Annotated in this window: 16 protein-coding genes; 10 read left to right on the top strand and 6 right to left on the bottom strand. The window is 61.5% G+C overall.

Annotated elements, in window-relative coordinates; genetic code table 11:
- Together HU743_RS16450 and HU743_RS16445 are read right to left on the bottom strand one after the other, a co-directional pair.
- Positions 1–332 (bottom strand): hypothetical protein (locus HU743_RS16450; RefSeq protein WP_186649829.1); only part of this gene is annotated, 332 nt, incomplete at its 3' end.
- Positions 333–457: 125 nt separating this feature from the next.
- Positions 458–1,027 carry a chorismate mutase gene (locus HU743_RS16445; protein ID WP_186649827.1) on the bottom strand — a complete coding sequence of 190 codons (570 nt, stop codon included), beginning with the start codon at positions 1,025–1,027 and terminating at the stop codon, positions 458–460.
- Positions 1,028–1,225: 198 nt separating this feature from the next.
- On the opposite strand from HU743_RS16445, the gene HU743_RS16440 reads away from it, so the two are divergent.
- The gene (locus HU743_RS16440) at positions 1,226–2,584 is read left to right on the top strand and encodes an MATE family efflux transporter (RefSeq protein ID WP_186637823.1); all 1,359 of its coding nucleotides are present in this window, start codon (positions 1,226–1,228) and stop codon (positions 2,582–2,584) included.
- 68 nt (positions 2,585–2,652) lie between these two features.
- Complete coding sequence (locus HU743_RS16435; protein ID WP_186637820.1) at positions 2,653–3,210, top strand: YceI family protein; 558 nt, start codon at positions 2,653–2,655, stop codon at positions 3,208–3,210.
- A 17-nt stretch (positions 3,211–3,227) separates the two neighbouring features.
- On the opposite strand, the gene HU743_RS16430 is transcribed toward HU743_RS16435, so the two are convergent.
- Positions 3,228–4,265 carry an AraC family transcriptional regulator gene (locus HU743_RS16430; protein WP_186649825.1) on the bottom strand — a complete coding sequence of 346 codons (1,038 nt, stop codon included), beginning with the start codon at positions 4,263–4,265 and terminating at the stop codon, positions 3,228–3,230.
- Between the two features lie 8 nt (positions 4,266–4,273).
- Positions 4,274–5,188, bottom strand: coding sequence for a GGDEF domain-containing protein (locus HU743_RS16425; RefSeq protein ID WP_186552499.1), 915 nt, complete (start codon positions 5,186–5,188; stop codon positions 4,274–4,276).
- Positions 5,189–5,591: 403 nt separating this feature from the next.
- On the opposite strand from HU743_RS16425, the gene HU743_RS16420 reads away from it, so the two are divergent.
- The 6 genes from HU743_RS16420 to HU743_RS16395 all read left to right on the top strand — a co-directional run bounded on the left by HU743_RS16420 (position 5,592) and on the right by HU743_RS16395 (position 12,887).
- A complete protein-coding gene (locus HU743_RS16420; RefSeq protein WP_186649822.1) occupies positions 5,592–8,120 on the top strand; it encodes a TonB-dependent receptor in 2,529 nt (842 codons plus the stop codon).
- A 60-nt stretch (positions 8,121–8,180) separates the two neighbouring features.
- Positions 8,181–10,091, top strand: a complete 1,911-nt coding sequence (locus HU743_RS16415; protein ID WP_186649819.1) for a phytase — start codon at positions 8,181–8,183, stop codon at positions 10,089–10,091.
- Between the two features lie 90 nt (positions 10,092–10,181).
- Entirely contained in the window at positions 10,182–10,892 is a 711-nt protein-coding gene (gene tolQ, locus HU743_RS16410) for a protein TolQ (protein ID WP_186649815.1), read from the top strand.
- 13 nt (positions 10,893–10,905) lie between these two features.
- Complete coding sequence (gene tolR / locus HU743_RS16405) at positions 10,906–11,352, top strand: protein TolR (protein WP_186552503.1); 447 nt, start codon at positions 10,906–10,908, stop codon at positions 11,350–11,352.
- Positions 11,349–12,128 carry an energy transducer TonB gene (locus HU743_RS16400; protein WP_186649812.1) on the top strand — a complete coding sequence of 260 codons (780 nt, stop codon included), beginning with the start codon at positions 11,349–11,351 and terminating at the stop codon, positions 12,126–12,128. Before tolR ends, HU743_RS16400 begins: the two co-directional genes overlap by 4 nt.
- Before the next feature lie 72 nt (positions 12,129–12,200).
- On the top strand, positions 12,201–12,887 hold the full coding sequence (locus HU743_RS16395; RefSeq protein ID WP_186552505.1) for a GNAT family N-acetyltransferase: 687 nt from the start codon (positions 12,201–12,203) through the stop codon (positions 12,885–12,887).
- A gap of 65 nt (positions 12,888–12,952) precedes the next feature.
- Here HU743_RS16395 and HU743_RS16390 read toward each other — a convergent pair whose 3' ends face one another.
- A complete protein-coding gene (locus tag HU743_RS16390) occupies positions 12,953–13,393 on the bottom strand; it encodes a hotdog fold domain-containing protein (protein WP_186649810.1) in 441 nt (146 codons plus the stop codon).
- A gap of 166 nt (positions 13,394–13,559) precedes the next feature.
- On the opposite strand from HU743_RS16390, the gene HU743_RS16385 reads away from it, so the two are divergent.
- Complete coding sequence (locus tag HU743_RS16385) at positions 13,560–14,192, top strand: TetR/AcrR family transcriptional regulator (protein ID WP_186637776.1); 633 nt, start codon at positions 13,560–13,562, stop codon at positions 14,190–14,192.
- A 420-nt stretch (positions 14,193–14,612) separates the two neighbouring features.
- On the opposite strand, the gene HU743_RS16380 is transcribed toward HU743_RS16385, so the two are convergent.
- Entirely contained in the window at positions 14,613–15,554 is a 942-nt protein-coding gene (locus HU743_RS16380) for a class I SAM-dependent methyltransferase (protein WP_186649808.1), read from the bottom strand.
- Positions 15,555–15,749: 195 nt separating this feature from the next.
- On the opposite strand from HU743_RS16380, the gene HU743_RS16375 reads away from it, so the two are divergent.
- Entirely contained in the window at positions 15,750–16,163 is a 414-nt protein-coding gene (locus HU743_RS16375; RefSeq protein WP_186552509.1) for a response regulator, read from the top strand.
- Positions 16,164–16,191 lie beyond the last annotated feature (28 nt).

Below are 16,191 nucleotides of genomic sequence, written 5' to 3'. Positions count from 1 at the left end.
GAGCCACCTTCGGCAACGCGGCGCTCGATCAGACGATCAGAGCCACCTTCGGCAACGCGGCGTTCGATCAGACGATCGGAGCCACCTTCGGCAACGCGGCGTTCGATCAGACGATCGGAGCCACCTTCGGCAACGCGGCGCTCGATCAGACGATCAGAGCCACCTTCGGCAACGCGGCGTTCGATCAGACGATCCGAACCCCCTTCAGCCAAACGGCTTTCAATCAACTTGTCCGAGCCGCCTTCTGCGACCAGGATCTGTGCCGGGGTGGCGGCAAAAGCGTTAACTGCGAAAACCGAAAAAGCGATGCTGAGAAGGGTTTGGCGTTTCATGATCGTGTGCTCCAGGGGTGTTGTTGGTTTGTCTGGAGCCGATGTTACGCCGAGCAATTTTTATGAGAACTTCATTGAGGTGATGATGAACATCGACGCCGATGATGTTTATCCAAACCCGCGAATCAGAGAGGTTTCGGCCGGATGCACAACTCACCGCTGGCACGAATGAGCGCCAGTTCATGCAGCGCATCCGTGCTCATACCGCTGCGAACACTGGTCAGCCAGGCCGGGCAATCGGGATCCTGCCGATAGGGCGCGAACCCGGCGTATTGCGCTAACAGACGCTTTTGCAATTCATCCAGACGCGGGCGAATCTGCGCGGCGAGATCCGGGCGCGGCGTGTCCGGTGCAGCGCCTGCCGTTTGCCAGCGTGCGAGTAAACCGTACTGCACCAGTTTGTTCGCTTCCATTTGCGCGGCAATCAACTGCGCGATGTCGTCCGGGTCAAGGCTGTGTTCGGCAGCCAGCGTTCTGGCATTGGCAATCACCTGTGCCTCACGTGGGCTGTCCTGGATCGGCTTGCCGCTGTCCCATTTGGTCAGGGCAACGAGGTCGCCGATGTTCAGGCGTTCATTCAGGGTGGACAGTAATGGCTTCAATGAATCAGGCGCCGCTGAAGGTGCGGCTGCCTGGGTGCAGGCGGCGCATAGAGCGAGGAGGGTGCCTAGCAAAACATTGACAGCGTTGCGCATGATTCGAGCCTCAATAAATAACTGTTGAAAAGCCGTGCTTTACCACAGCTGCACACTGACACAAAGCAATGCCCGGTATTTACACAAATGCCAAAACAGACAATCAACAGGGATTGGAAATGTTGATTGCACCCGGCACGCAACTCACCGAAGCTATCGTCAATCAGGCCTTCCGCCGTCGAGATGGACCTCCAACCAATGCAAAGTGCCACCTTCCCAAAGCCCCTCTGGCAAACCTATCTGCTTTTTCTGGCGCCGATGGTGCTGTCGAATTTTCTGCAATCGATGTCCGGCACGGTCAACAGCATTTATATCGGCCAGATGCTCGGTACCCAGGCGCTGGCGGCAGTGTCCGGCATGTTCCCCATCGTGTTTTTCTTCATTGCCCTGGTCATCGGCCTCGGCGCTGGCGCGGGTGTGTTGATCGGTCAGGCGTGGGGCGCGCGGGAGACGCATAGGGTCAAGGCGATCGCCGGCGCGACACTGCTGTTGGGTGTGTTGATCGGCCTGGTTGCCGCCGTGCTGGGAACCCTGTTTGCGCGGCAGGCGCTCACGGGGTTGGGGACTCCGGCGGATGTACTCGACGATGCGGTGAGCTATGCCCGCGTGATGTTGTGGATCCTGCCGTCGCTGCTGGTGTTCGTGCTGTTCACGCAATTGCTGCGCGGTGTCAGCGACACGCTGTCGCCGTTGCTGGCGCTTATCGTATCGACCGCCGTGGGGCTGGCGCTGACGCCGGCACTGATTCGCGGCTGGTTCGGCTTGCCGCAACTGGGCATACAAAGTGCGGCGTACGCAGGGCTGGCCGGGAATCTCGCGGCCATGGCGTGGCTTGCGTGGCGCCTGCTCCGCAAGGGCCATCCGCTGGCGCCGGATCGTGAGTTCTTTGCTGCCTTGCGACTGGACCGGGTGATTCTCGGCAAGGTCCTGCGTATCGGCTTGCCGACCGGGGTGCAGATGATTGTGCTGTCGTTGTCGGAGCTGGTGATTCTGGCACTGGTCAACCAGCACGGCTCACAGGCGACGGCGGCTTATGGCGCGGTGACCCAGATCGTCAACTATGTGCAGTTTCCGGCGTTGTCGATTGCGATCACCGCGTCGATCCTCGGCGCCCAAGCCATCGGCGCCGGGCGTCTGGAGCGCATGGGGCCGATTCTGCGCACCGGGCTCTGGATCAACGTGTGCCTGACCGGCGGCCTCATCGTGCTCGGGTATCTGCTGTCGCACTGGTTGCTGGGCTTGTTCCTGACGGAGGACTCGACCCGGGCGATGGCCGAGCATCTGCTGCACATCATGCTGTGGAGCCTGTTGGTGTTCGGGTTCCAGGCAATCGTCGGCGGGATCATGCGCGCCAGCGGCACGGTACTGGTGCCAGTGGCTATCGCGATCTTCTGTGTAGTCGGCGTGCAGTTGCCGGCGGCGTACTGGCTCGACGGACAGTTTGGTTTGCAGGGGGTGTGGATGGCGTTCCCGGTGGCGTATCTCGGCATGCTGGCGTTGCAGACCCTGTACTACAAAAGGGTGTGGCAACACCAGAAAATCGAGCGGTTAGTGTAGGCGCTGGCGTAACGGCGGGTTGTTTGCTTAAGTCATCCAAGGCCCGCGACGGGCGTCCGGAGAATTCCATGTCGCTGCGATTGCTGCTGGTTGCCGTGATTTCCTTCTTTGCCATGGCCGCCGGGCAGGCCGCCGAATACACCCGGGTCAACACTAGCGCCAGTCAGATCAGTTTCACCTACAACCAGATGGGCTCGCGGATGTACGGCACCTTCAGCAAGTTTGAGGCGACTCTGGACTTCAACACCGACAACCCCGCCAACGCCCGCACCACCTTGCACATCGATCTGGGCAGCATCGATGCCGGCAGCGAGGACGCCAATACCGAGCTGGTGAAACCGGCCTGGTTCGACACAGGTAAATTCCCGGTGGCCGTGTTTGAATCCAGCCGCTTTACACCGGTGGGCGAGAACCGTTACCGGATCGCTGGCCAGCTCACCCTCAAGGGCATCACGCGCGAGGTTGATGTGCCGGTGGAGCTGAAGCCGGACAACGCGGTCGGCATTTTCGACGGCGAACTGATCCTCAAACGCGACGAGTTCGGCCTCGGTGCCGGGGAGTGGGCGGACAGCGTGGTGTCCAAGGATATCGCGATCAAATTCAGGGTGGTGGCGCCGCAACAGTGAAGTCGTGATTGGCTTATTCAGTGCCCGCCGAGCAATTGGCGAATCAGATTGGGCGTGCTGCCTGTCCAGCGCTTGAACGAACGCCGGAAGTTCGCGGCATCGGTAAAACGCAGGTAGTCGGCGACCTCTTCGTTGCTCATGCCTTTGACCTGATACAGGTACAGCGCCACATGTTTGCGCACCCGGTCCACCTGTTGCTGGAACCCGGTGTCGTGTTTATGCAGTTTGCGCTTGAGAGTCGCAGCGCTCATGGAAAAATGCTGAGCGGCTTGTTCCAGGCTCGGCGGTTGGCGCACATGGTCTTGCAGGTGGGCGTAGAGACAATCGGTGAAACTGGCGGCGAACCCCAGATGTTCGATCTCGCGCAGCGCGTCCTGGCGTGCGACCTGGCCCGCCGTCGCCGAGGCACCCGGCCAGGGGCGACCGAGGTATTCCCGGGGGATGCGCATCAGGTCCAGCGGCCGTTCGAACCGGGTCTGTTCGCCCAGATGCACCCAGTACTGTTCAACGTAACGCGGTTCTGCGTGGCTGAAGCTGCATTCCCACGGCAGACGCTGCCCGCTGAGCCACTGACTCATGGCCACCAGCGAGGTCATGCCCGCTTCGAGCAGGAAGCGCCATTGCTCGCCGGCACCGCAGCTGTCCAGCCAGTAGACGTAGGCGAAGCGTTCATCGAGTAACAGTCGCGGGGTCATCAACGGGCTCAGCAACGCCTGTTGCTGGATCAGCGTGTCGAGGGCCTGATGCAGATTTTGCGCGTGGCGCAAGGCGTGACTGGCTGCGCCGTAGTGTCCGGGCAGCAAGCGCTGGCCGAACAGAAAACTACTGTCGTCGGCATTGAGCAAGCGCCGACTGTTGCCGATCAGCCCGAGAAACTGCTGCGGACTCAAACGGGTCTGGCCGGCCAGAATGTCCTCATGGAACAGCCCGGTGCCGCGCAACAGACGGTGGCTGTCGATATCCCGGGACAGGGCCAGGTCGATCAGGGTGGCGGGTTGGTAATGCCCGGGAATGAAACGGCTGTCGGCTTCGTACCACGTGGTCTTGACGGTCATGGTCGGCCTCAAGCGCTTTTCGCCAGGGGCGATTTGGCTCGGGCCAGCGCCAGGTTCAGACGCTTGAGCAGCGCCTCGGGCGTCTCTTCCAGCGCCATGACCGCGGCGGTGCAGGCCGACAGTTGCAGCCGCTCGCCATGCTGGCGCGTCTTGTGTGCCAACGCTTGCACGGCCTGTTGCAGTTCTTGCGCCATCGCCTGCGCCTGGCGTTCGCCCGTGTTGGGCAGCAACACCACAAAGCGGTCGCCGGCCAGCCGACAGAGCAAATCCTGATGGCGCAGGTTGAGCAGTAACAAATGACTCAACGCTTGCAGCACCGCATCGCCCTCGGCGTGCCCGTAGGCCTGGTTGATGGCAGCGAAGTTGTCCAGATCCAGCACCAGCAACGACAGCGGCTGCTGCTGCGCGACGCTCTCCACGAGGCTATCGGCCAGTTGGCGCTTGAGGTAGTCGGCGCTGCCCAGAGGGGTGAGTTTGTCGAACAGCCGGTGTTCACGGAACAACCGTTCGCGTTTCTCCATCTGCGCGCTGATCGCCAGTTGCTCGCGATGCCAGTGATAAATGCCCAGGGTCAGCAACACCATCCCCACGGGCATCGGTCCGGATTCCAGCCAGTGGTCCCAGGTGATGCTGTCGGGCAAGCGGATGAATTCGTCGAGGCTGTCGATCCACCAGGAAAAGAAAATGCCGCTCAGGCCCAGCACCAGATAATTGGTTACGCGCCCGGCCGGTCGGCTTTTAAGCACCAGCGCCAGCCAGATCAGGGCGAGCAGCGCCGAGCCGCCTTCGCCGACGATATCGAGCCAGACCCATTCGCTGATCGGCTTGAGTTCTCCGCAGGCCAGATGCAGGAGCAGACCGAGATTGGCCGCCACCAGCAGTGCCGCAAGTTTCCAACGGTGGGGTTTGAGCACTGAGAACATGGCCGCGATCCTGTGGCGAAGAAGCAATGCGCGCCAGCACAGCAGATGCTTGTGACAGTAGGGTGACAGCGGCTGCGGGTCGGATCAGCTCATCGTCGTGCAAGGGATTTCTGAAAAAACACCGCCGACCTTGTGGGAGCGCGCTTGCTCGCGAAGGCACGGTGTCTGCGGCCGATCAGGCTGCAGGTGCCGCGGCCTTCACCAGCAAGCTCGGTACCACAGGTTCAAGTGCCGGGTGGGGGAGGTCATTTCAGCTCATTCTGCCGGCCAGATCCTGCAAAACCCCGACTTAAACGGCTCGCCCGTCAACCCTGTCACAGAAGCGTCACGCGCCGCCCCTAGCGTGCCCCTCCAGTTGCCGGGCCACTTGCCTGGCCGGACCGGACTCTTTTGGGGGACACACATGTACCAGCGCAGCGGCACCGTCGGGCTCTTCAGTTTCACCCTGACCGCCTTGGCCATGGCGATGACCAGCGAGCGGCTTTACGCCGCCGATGCCAGCGCCAATGTCGAGCATGTTGAAGTGGTGGGTCAGGCTGCCAGTATCGACTCGGCGCTCAAGCAACAGCGGCGTTCCGACAGCATCGAAAGCGTGGTGCACGCTGATGGCGTGGCGCAGCTGCCGGATGAAAACGTTGCCGAAGCGGCGCAACGCTTGCCCGGCATCAGCGTCGAGCGCGATCAGGGCGAAGGGCGTTTCGTCAGCGTGCGCGGCCTGGGACCGGATCTGAACAGCGTGACCATCAACGGCACACTGGTGCCGTCACCGGAAAGCGAACGCCGTGCCGTGGCATTGGACGTGTTGCCGTCGGAGCTGGTGCAGTCGCTGTCGGTGATCAAGACGCTCACCCCGGACATGGACGCCAACTCCCTGGGCGGCACGGTGGATGTCAAAAGCCTTTCGGCGTTCGATCACAAAGGCTTGTTCTACACCGGCGGCACCGAAGCCAGCTACGACAAGAACACGCATCAGACCAGCCCGAAATTTTCCGGTGCGGTCAGTAACCGGTTCAGCCTTGGCGATGGCATCGACAACTTTGGCGTCGCGGCTGCATTGAGCTGGCAGAAGCGCGACTTCGGTTCGGACAACGTCGAAACCGGCGGCGCCTGGGATTTCCAGCGCGGTGCGCAACTGCAAGAGTTTGAACAGCGCGACTACGACATCAGCCGCGAACGCACCGGCGCAGGTGTCAATTTCGATTACAAACCTGACGACCTCAGCAGCTATTACCTGCGCACGCTGTACAGCCGCTACAAGGACAGCGAAACCCGTAACTCGACCGCTATTGAGTTCGCCGAGCCTCAGGTGGCCGGTGTGCTCGGCGATGCCGAAGGCAGTCGCAAGCTCAAGCAGCGCGAGGAAACCCAGCAAATCCAGTCCTACGTGCTCGGCGGCGAACGCCTGCTTGGCCTCTGGACCCTCAGCGGTCAGGCCGGCTACAGCCGCTCCAGCGAAGACAGCCCAGGGCACATCGCCAATGCCGCGTTCAAAGGCATTGATGACTTTTCCGACAGCGGCTTCTACAGCAACGACAAACCGCGCCCGATCATTGGCCAGAACTTCTACAACGCCAGTCAGTTCAGCCTCGACAAGGTCGACTGGGAAAAGCAGAACACCACCGACACCGAGAAAAACCTGCGCCTGGACCTGGCCCGCGACTACGACCTGAGCGGCTATGCCTCGCAGGTCAAATTCGGTGGCAAGGTCAGCCGGCGCAACAAGGACAACGACCTCGACGCCTGGGTCTATGAGGACTTTGACGACCTCGGCTTCAATGACGCGCAGCTCAACCTCGATCGTTTCGCCAAAGGTTCGGTGGATTATCGCCTGGGTCAGTTCGGACCGGGGATCAGTGGCAGCGCGATCAAGAACCTCATCGGCGGGCTGAACCGTGCGGATTTCTACGACCAGACCGAATCGACGGTCAACGATTTCAAGATGAGCGAGGACATCAACGCCGGTTACCTGATGAACACGATCGACATCGATGACTGGCGCTTCATCGCCGGCCTGCGTTACGAGGGCACCGAATTCGAAGCCAAAGGCACTGGCGCTACCGATGGCGACTTCGAGGCCACCAAGACTCAGCGTCGTTATCACCACTGGCTGCCGGGCTTGCATGCGCGTTATCAACTGGACAAAAACACCCAGGTGCGCGCGGCCTGGACCAAGACCGTGGTGCGCCCGACCTTCGGCCAACTGGCGCCAGGGTTTGTCATTGACGACGATGAAGCGACGTTCGGCAACCCCGATCTGAAACCGCTGGAGTCGAGCAACCTCGATCTGGGCATCGAACATTTCATGGGCCGCGCCGGTACGGTCTCGGCGTTCGTGTTCTACAAGGACATCGAAAACTTCGTCTACAACACCGACCTTGCCGGCACCGGTGCCTGGACCAATTTCTCCGAAGCGCACACCTTCGCCAACGGCGACAGCGCCAAACTCTACGGCCTGGAGCTGGCCTATTCGCAGAAGTTCGACTGGTTGCCGGCGCCGTGGGACGGCCTGTTGCTCGGCGCCAACACCACGTTCAGCCGCTCCAGTGCCGACATCGAAGGCTTCGATAGTGCCAGTGGCACTCAGCGCAAACGCAGCATCGATCTGCCGAGCCAGTCCGACACCGTCGGCAACCTGATGCTCGGTTGGGAAAAGGACAAGGTCAGCCTGCGCCTGTCGGCCAATTACAAATCCGCTTACCTCTATGAGCTGGCCTCGATCGATGACAAGGACCATGACCTGCATGTTGATGCGCAAACCTTCGTCGATTTCAGCGCGCGTTATTCGCTGACAAAAAATCTGCAGTTGAGCTTCGAGGCGCAGAACCTCACCGACGAGTCGTATTTCGTCTACACCGGCCACCGCGCCTACAACGGTCAGTACGAAGAATACGGCCCGACCTACAAGCTCGGCCTGACCTTCACTCATTTTTAAGCCTCGGCTGGCGGCCGGGTGCCGCCGTCGATCCACGCACGACAAGGATTCTGCCGGTTCATGAGTATTCATTCGCGACACCAACGCTGGATGCTGGCGACGCTGATCAGCCTGTTCGCCGGCCCGACCCTGGCGGCCACGCCGAGCCTGACGCTCGAACCGTGGGCGCCGACGCTCAAGCTCGAGGCACTGAGTTTTCTGCCCGGAGACCTGCGCCTGGCGATAAGTCCCGCGCAAGGTCTGTTGTTGCTCGATGCCCAAGGCGCCGAGCGCGCCCGGTTGCAAGGTTCGTTCAGCAGCCTGGACAGCCGCGCATCCGCTCGCGGCACGTGGGTCGCCAGCCTCGACACCGCGCGCCAGCAGGCGCTGGTCGTGGGCCTGAATGCCGAGCGGCGGCAATGGGGCACGCCGTTGTATTTGCCCACCCGGGACTTCGCCGTGAACGGCCTGTGCCTGTACCGCGACGACGCCGACAACCTGTTTGTGTTTCTCGTCGGTGAGGAGGGCAAGGGCGAGCAATGGCTGGTGGGCAACGGCGTCACGCTCAACGCTCAAGCCCAGCGCGTGCGCGGCCTGCCATTGCCACCGTCGGCGACGTTCTGTCGGGTCGACGACGCTGCGCAGCATCTGCTGGTCAACGAAGAAAACGTCGGCTGGTGGGCCTACCCCGCGCAGGCTGAGGGCGAGGTGATGCGCTTACCGGTGGCCCTGCGCGAACCATTCGGCCAGATCAGTGGCGAGGCCGGCGCCATGGCCGTGCTTCCCGGCGGCATTCTCGGGCTTGACCCGGAAGCCGCACAGTTGCACCTCTATCAACAGCAGGACGAGGGCTGGACGGCGCAGGCGACCTTGCCCTTGGCGGGGTTGAAGGAACCGCAGGATCTCGCTGTGCAGCCAGCCGGCAGCGGTTTGCAGGTGCTGATTCGTGACGATGACGATGGCCGCGTTTACCAAGGCCATCTCGACTGGCAAGCCACGCCGGTGCCGGTGCCGCTGCCGCCGGTGCTGCCCACCGTGACTGCGCAGGCGCAGAGCGCGCCGGTCGCGCGTCAGGGCGATGCGGCGGATGATCCTGCAATCTGGGTGCATCCGCAGCAACCGTCGCTCAGCCGTGTGCTCGGCACCAATAAGAAGCAGGGCCTGCTGGTGTATGACCTGCAAGGCCGGCAAGTACAGGAGTTGCCGGTCGGACGCCTGAACAACGTGGATGTGCGCGCCCACTTCAAACTGGGTACGCAGACGGTGGATCTGGCGGTGGCCAGTCATCGCGATCACAACAGCCTCAGCCTGTTCGCCATCGACCGCCACAGCGGCCAACTGCGCGCCATCGGCGAAGTGCCGACGCCGTTGCAGGACATCTACGGCCTGTGCCTGTTTCAACCGGCCAGCGGCGAGATCTACGCCATCGCCAACGACAAGGACGGCACCTTTCTGCAATACCGACTTGGCGCCCCCGACGGCAAGGTTCAGGGCGAGTTGGTGCGGCGTTTCAAGGTCGATAGCCAGCCTGAAGGTTGCGTTGCCGACGACCAGCGCCAGCGTCTGTTTATTGGTGAAGAGGACGTCGGTGTCTGGGCCGTGGACGCCCGTGCCGATCAACCCGCGACCCTGACCAGCGTGATCAAGGTTGGCGGGCCGCTGCACGCTGATGTTGAAGGGCTGGCGCTGTATCAGAGCCAGGCACGGGATTACCTCGTCGTCTCAAGCCAGGGCAATGACAGCTATCTGCTGCTGGACGCCGAGCCGCCCTTTGCTATGCGCGGGGCGTTCCGGGTCGGGCTCAATGCGTCCGCCGGGATTGACGGAGCGTCGGAAACAGACGGTCTGGAGGTTACCTCGGCCAACCTCGGCGGGCCTTGGAGCCAGGGCTTGCTGGTGGTGCAGGACGGCCGCAAGCGCATGCCCGAGCAAAGTCAGAACTTCAAGTTCGTGCCCTGGGCCGAGGTGACCAAAGCGCTGAAGTTGCCCTGAGCCGTCATCAACCGGTCATCCATTTTTCATCGAATAGCGGTGCGGTTGTTGCCTTGACCGCACCGGCCATTGCCCACAAGGAGATTCACCATGCAGGCCACGCTCGAACACATGACGATCTGGGGGCTGATCAGCGATGCCAGTCTTTTGGTCAAAGCCGTGATGCTCACCCTGTTACTGGCCTCGCTGGTCAGCTGGTATCTGATCATCCAGCGCGGCCGCGTGCTGCAACGGCGCGACCGTCAGTTGAGCGCGTTCCTCCAGCGTTTTCGTTCGACCCCGGAATTGTTGCCGCTGTACCGCGAAACGGCGCAGGTCGATGATGCCGAGGCGGGGATCGAGCCGATTTTCAATGCCGGATTCGCTGAGTTTCGCCACCTCAATCAGCACGCCGGCAATCACGCCGATGCCGTCCAGGAAGGCGTAGAGCGGGCTCTGCATGTGGCCATCAGCGAGCAGGAGTTGCAACTGGAAAAAGGTTTGCAGTTCCTCGCCACGGTCGGTTCGGTGAGTCCGTACATCGGTTTGTTCGGCACCGTGTGGGGCATCATGAATTCCTTCCTCGGTTTGTCTCAGGTCCAGCAAGCCACGCTATCAACGGTTGCGCCGGGCATCGCCGAAGCGTTGATTGCCACCGCCATCGGCCTGTTCGCGGCGATCCCGGCGGTCATCGCTTACAACCGGTTTGCGGCGCGCAGCCAGACCCTGCTGACGCGTTACTACGCCTTCGGCAACGAACTGCAAGTGCGCCTGCATCGCCAGTTGCACGGCACGCCAATGAACATTGCCGCTGCGGCGTGAAGGAGAGACAACGATGCTCGTCCGGCCGCAACGCAAGCACGGCCCCAAGGCCGAAATGAACGTGGTGCCTTACATCGACGTGATGCTGGTGCTGTTGGTGATTTTCATGGTGACCGCACCGATGCTGACCCAGGGGGTAAAAGTCGAGTTGCCGAAAATTGCCAGCGAAGCCCTGGCCAGCGACACGCGCCAGCAGATTCTGACGCTGTCGGTAAAAGCCGAGGGTGGTTATTACTGGAACCTGGGCGGCGAACTGGATACGCAGCACCAGACCGACAGCGCCGTCGCCCTCGATGATATGCGCGCCAAGGTCGAGCAGATTGTCGCGCAACGCCCCGACACTCAGGTGTATATCCGTGCCGACAAGGACGCCGGTTATGGCCGGGTGGTCGCGGCGATGGCGGTGTTGCAGCAGGGCGGGGTAAGCCACCTCGGCCTGGTGACCGAGGCCCCGCAATGACGGCGATGATCATGCACAGTCCTGCTACGATGACCGCGTCCATGCCCCGGCGGAATTTGCGCCAGCACAGTCTCGCCGCCGCGCTGGCGCTGGCCCTGCATGCAGTGGTGCTGGGCTTGCTCATCCACACGTGGTCGGCGCCGACGCCTGAGGTCAAACCGCCGCCCGTGTTGACCACGCAACTGGTGATGGTCGCGCCCGCCGCGCCAGCTCCGGCACCTGAACCCGTTGCCACACCTGCGCCGATCGTCGAGCCGGCGGTGGCTGCTGCCGTCGCCCCAGCAAAACCGCTCGCGGCGGTAAAACCTGCCGCACACAAACCGCAAGCCGCGGCATTGGCCCGCAAACGCGTGGAGGAGCGCCAGCGCGAACAACAGGTCGAGCAGCAACGCGAGCAGCAGCAAGCGCAAGAAACCGCCGCTGCGCAGCAACGGCTGGCGCAACAGCAAGCGGCGCAGCAGCAAGCGCAGCAGGCCGAGCGCACCCGTCAGCAGGCGCTCGCCGATAGCCGTCAATACCTGCCGCTGAGCAAAGAGGCGCCGGAGTATCCAGAGCGTGCGCTGGACAAAAATATTGAAGGCGATTGCTCGGTGGAGTACACGGTCAACCCGCAGGGCCGGGTCGAGAACCCCAGGGTCCTCGACGGCTGCCATCCGCTGTTCATCCGGCCATCGCTGGCCGCGGCGCAGACGTTCAAGTATCAGCCGCGGATCATCGACGGCGTCGCGGTGTCCGTGCCGGCGGTGCGCAATACCTTTCACTATCGGATCAAGTGAGCGGTCTGTGATCCGTGCATGCCTGGGGGAAGCACAGGGTATGATGTCGCGGTTTTCCGCCGGAGTTCGCCCATGCCACGCATCACCCACTACACAACCCCATGCCCCGAAAGCGTCAACAGCCAGATCCTGCAAATGGTCGTCGATTACCTGACCGACATCAGCGCCGTCGGCCTCGGCCCGAGCAATCTGTTGTACAACGTTTATCAGTACGCGGTCGGCTATGAGGTGCATCTGTATCTGGAAGCGTTGAATGGCGAGAAGGGCACCGAGGTGGAGTTGCTGGTTGCCAGCGCTGATGACGACCCGGAACAGGTCATCGGCTTTCTGTTATACCTGCCGGTGCAGGGTGATTGGGAAGCGTGCAGCGTCGCTTACCTGGCCGTGCGCGACGGGCATCGCCGTCAGGGTGTGGCGCGGGCGATGATCGCCGAGATGGTCGGGCGGTATCCCCATGCGGAACTGGCGTGTAGCGTCGGCAAGGTGCCGTATTTCGAGGCGATGGGTTTCGAGGTAATCGGTCAGCGCGAGACCCAGGTGCTGATGAGCACCCGGCATTACCGCAGCAACGGCTTGCGCGGCTTTATCGACACGACGCCGATCTACCGTTCGCTGGAGGTGCAACAGATTCACACCTACCTGCTGCAGAAAAACGGCAAGCGCGCGATGCTCGATGCGGAAAAACAGCGTGACCGGCACCTGGATCAGACCAGTCGCCACGTTGAAGCATTTGTCCGTCAGCGCCTGACCTTGCACTGATTTGGCTGTAGGCCAGAAGCCCTTGTTGCGAACCGCGCAGCAAGGGCTTTTTTGTGCCTGCGATCTCAACCGAGCTTGACGTTCATGGTGATCCGCGCCGTGAACACTTTCTTGCCTTCGCTATCGTGGATGTCGACGGTGACGACCTTGTCGCCATCGCTGTGCCAATCCACCCCCTCAGCGCTGGCGACGGCGGTCACGTCGGTCTTGGCTTTGGCCAGATATTCCACGGTCATGCCTTTGGGGATCCAGCGAGCGCCGTCGGGAATCGACACATCGGTCATCATCCCGCCGGCCAGTTCTGCCGCGTTGCACAGGGCGATCGCATGCACCGTGCCGAGGTGATTGGTGATCTCCTTGCGAAATGGCACCTGCACGGTGGCTGCGTTTGGGCGCAGTTCACTGATCAGCGGATTGATGGTGCTGAAATACGGTGCGAACTGGCAGGCCATTTTGCTGAAAGCATCGGCACCGACGCTGTTGAACATGCTGAGCGACTGACTCATGAGAAAGACCCCTGATTTAGGCTGATTGGCAGAATGATGTTCCGTTACAGAATAATATTCTGTAACGGAACGGTATTCTGTCTGAGGGAAATCTGTCAACCTAGGCGTGTTTTTATCACGGGCAATGCCTGCCTTTTTCCAACCTCGTTTTCAGGCCTCAATCAGCATGGACACCGCCGATTTACTGGAACGCAGCTACCCCGGCCGCCGCGCCGAACTCAAGCGCGATATTTTTCGCAAGGCCCTGAGCCTGTTCAACGAACAGGGGATCGAGGCCACCACCATCGAGATGATTCGCGCCGAATGCGACACCAGCGTCGGCGCGATCTACCACCATTTCGGCAATAAGGAAGGTTTGGTAGCGGCGCTGTTTTTCACCGCGCTGGAGGATCAGGCGCGCCTGCGCGATGCGTATCTGGACGCGGCGAAGACCACCGAAGAAGGCGTGCAGGCGCTGGTTTTCAGCTACGTCGACTGGGTCGAGCAACAGCCGCAGTGGGCGCGTTTTCAGTACCACGCGCGCTTTGCCGTGACGAAAGGGCCGTTCAGGGAGGAGCTGGCCGAGCGCAACAAAACACGCAATCTGCGTCTGCGCCAATGGCTGGCTGAGTCCGGGCGCGCCGCTGAACTTCAGCAACTACCCGCCGAACTGTTGCCATCGCTGATCATCGGCCAGGCAGACAGCTATTGTCGGGCCTGGCTGGCCGGTCGGGTCAAGGGCAGTCCGACCGCTTATCGCGAAATACTCGCGCAAGCGGCATGGCGCTCGATTCGCGCTGAGGCGCCGGCTGGGGACTGATACGCGCAGACAAAAAAAGAGCCTCAAAGCTCTTTGATGGGGAGGAAGTAGAGCCCGTGAGGCTCAAGGGGCATGTGCAGCAAGACGTGGGCTTGATTAGGGTTCAGAACACCCGCGTCTACGCAGCGCCGGATCAGTCCAGTCATTGCGTAAGTTCATCCTAGGAGCGCGCGCAGGCCGACTCAAGTACCGCCAGTCGTCCTGAATCACCGCGATTTCCTGTCGACACGGCTTCGACTGACATATCGCCTTCGCGAGCAAGCTCGCTCCCACAGGTTTTGTGGCTTCAGTGGCTGTTGTGTCTAGCCGCGGCCCATGTGGGAGCGAGCTTGCTCGCGAAGGCGGTGTGTCAGAAAAAAATCAGCTGACTGATACAGCGCTATCGCGAGCAGGCTCGCTCCCACAGGAATTGCTGGTGTGTCAGGTGATGCGCTGGAAGACCAGGGCCTTGAGGCCGCTTTGCGGGTCGATATCGGGGAACTCCGGCGGGTTGTCCAGCCGCTGTTCGAAGCGCAGGCTCGGCGCTTCCTGGGTCACGCCATCAATCAGGAAGTCCGGGCCGAACGACGGGTCGTTCATGCAGGCCAGCACGGTGCCTTGCGCTGTCAGCAGTTCCGGCAGGCGCCGCAGGACACGCTGGTAATCCTTGGTCAGCAAGAAGCTGCCTTTCTGGAACGACGGCGGATCGATGATCACCAGATCGTACGGCCCGCTGTTGATCACCTTGCCCCAGGACTTGAACAGGTCGTGGCCGAGAAAACTCACTTTGCTCAGGTCGTGGCCGTTCAAGCGATGGTTGTCGCGCCCCCGGCTCAGCGCCGCGCGGGACATATCCAGATTGACCACATGGCTGGCGCCACCCTCGATCGCCGCCACGGAAAAACCGCAGGTATAGGCAAACAGGTTCAGCACGCGCTTGCCTGCCGCCTGTTCGCGCACCCAGTTGCGCCCGAAACGCATATCGAGAAACAGCCCGGTGTTCTGCTTGCGCCCAAGGTCGACGCGGTACTGCAAGGCGCCCTCGACGATGGTCATTTCGTCGATTTCCTCACCGATCAGCCATTCGGCCGTGCTTTGCGGCAGGTATCGATGCTGGAGCAACAAGGTGTGCGCGCCGCACTGCTGCCATTGCGGCGAAGCGGTCAGTTGCAGCAGCGTTTCCTTCAGACCTTGCAACTGCTCCGGCGCCGGTTCCTTGAACAGCGACACCAGCACCACGCCCTGTAACCAATCCACGGTCAGTTGCTCCAGCCCCGGCCAGCAACGTCCGCGGCCGTGAAACAGGCGGCGGGTTTCGCTGGGTGCTGCCGCCAGTGCAGGCAGCAAATGGGCGTGGAGGGTGGCGAGGGCTTGAGGGTTCATCGGTCAGGATCGGCCAGAAAAGGGCCGGCATTTTAACCATAAATGAGCGCTCGGGACGCTCGTTGCCGGCCGAAAACAACACCTTGTAGAAAACAGCTGTATCAAAAATGAATTTATGCAAGGCGCGCTGCTCATACCAGATAAGCAGCGGATTCAAGCCGCTATTCGAAAATGTAATTCGGGGGAGTGCTGTTCATGTGCCCTACACCTACGTCGAGCGCGCACCTTCCTGGCGGATTGATTCTGGTTGTCGAGGACGATCCGTTGATTCTGGAATTTCTCTGCGAAATTCTTCAGGAAGAAGGGTTCAAGGTCGAACCGCAAATCAGCGCCGACGCTGCATCACTGTATCTGGAGCAGCATGCGGCGGACGTCGCGCTGTTGCTGACCGACATCACCATGCCCGGCACCCTCAACGGTGCCGATCTGGCCAATCTGGTCGGCGACCGCTGGCCGGAAAAACCGGTGATGGTCATGTCCGGCTATGAAACGCCGGAAACCTCGGGCGTCAAGCACACGGTCGCGTTCATCAAGAAGCCGTGGGCCATCGGCCAGTTGCTCGATTGCGTCGAGAGCGCGTTCAAAGCCAAGGCACCGCGCCTGCACTGACAATGCTACATTGCCGTGCTCATCTGCC

This window comes from Pseudomonas sp. SWRI99 (assembly GCF_014270125.1).
Classification (GTDB): Bacteria; Pseudomonadota; Gammaproteobacteria; order Pseudomonadales; family Pseudomonadaceae; genus Aquipseudomonas; species Aquipseudomonas hamedanensis.
This window is presented reverse-complemented; position numbering and strand designations above follow the sequence as displayed.

Bases quoted from the DNA above. Each gene is read 5' to 3' on its own strand.
- HU743_RS16400 (WP_186649812.1), top strand. From the start codon at position 11,349: ATGACGGCGATGATCATGCACAGTCCTGCTACGATGACCGCGTCCATG.
- HU743_RS16385 (WP_186637776.1), top strand. From the start codon at position 13,560: ATGGACACCGCCGATTTACTGGAACGCAGCTACCCCGGCCGCCGCGCC.
- HU743_RS16430 (WP_186649825.1), bottom strand. From the start codon at position 4,265: ATGACCGTCAAGACCACGTGGTACGAAGCCGACAGCCGTTTCATTCCC.
- HU743_RS16435 (WP_186637820.1), top strand. From the start codon at position 2,653: ATGTCGCTGCGATTGCTGCTGGTTGCCGTGATTTCCTTCTTTGCCATG.
- HU743_RS16425 (WP_186552499.1), bottom strand. From the start codon at position 5,188: ATGTTCTCAGTGCTCAAACCCCACCGTTGGAAACTTGCGGCACTGCTG.
- HU743_RS16395 (WP_186552505.1), top strand. From the start codon at position 12,201: ATGCCACGCATCACCCACTACACAACCCCATGCCCCGAAAGCGTCAAC.
- tolQ (WP_186649815.1), top strand. From the start codon at position 10,182: ATGCAGGCCACGCTCGAACACATGACGATCTGGGGGCTGATCAGCGAT.
- HU743_RS16440 (WP_186637823.1), top strand. From the start codon at position 1,226: ATGCAAAGTGCCACCTTCCCAAAGCCCCTCTGGCAAACCTATCTGCTT.
- HU743_RS16445 (WP_186649827.1), bottom strand. From the start codon at position 1,027: ATGCGCAACGCTGTCAATGTTTTGCTAGGCACCCTCCTCGCTCTATGC.
- HU743_RS16380 (WP_186649808.1), bottom strand. From the start codon at position 15,554: ATGAACCCTCAAGCCCTCGCCACCCTCCACGCCCATTTGCTGCCTGCA.
- HU743_RS16415 (WP_186649819.1), top strand. From the start codon at position 8,181: ATGAGTATTCATTCGCGACACCAACGCTGGATGCTGGCGACGCTGATC.
- HU743_RS16390 (WP_186649810.1), bottom strand. From the start codon at position 13,393: ATGAGTCAGTCGCTCAGCATGTTCAACAGCGTCGGTGCCGATGCTTTC.
- HU743_RS16375 (WP_186552509.1), top strand. From the start codon at position 15,750: ATGTGCCCTACACCTACGTCGAGCGCGCACCTTCCTGGCGGATTGATT.
- tolR (WP_186552503.1), top strand. From the start codon at position 10,906: ATGCTCGTCCGGCCGCAACGCAAGCACGGCCCCAAGGCCGAAATGAAC.
- HU743_RS16420 (WP_186649822.1), top strand. From the start codon at position 5,592: ATGTACCAGCGCAGCGGCACCGTCGGGCTCTTCAGTTTCACCCTGACC.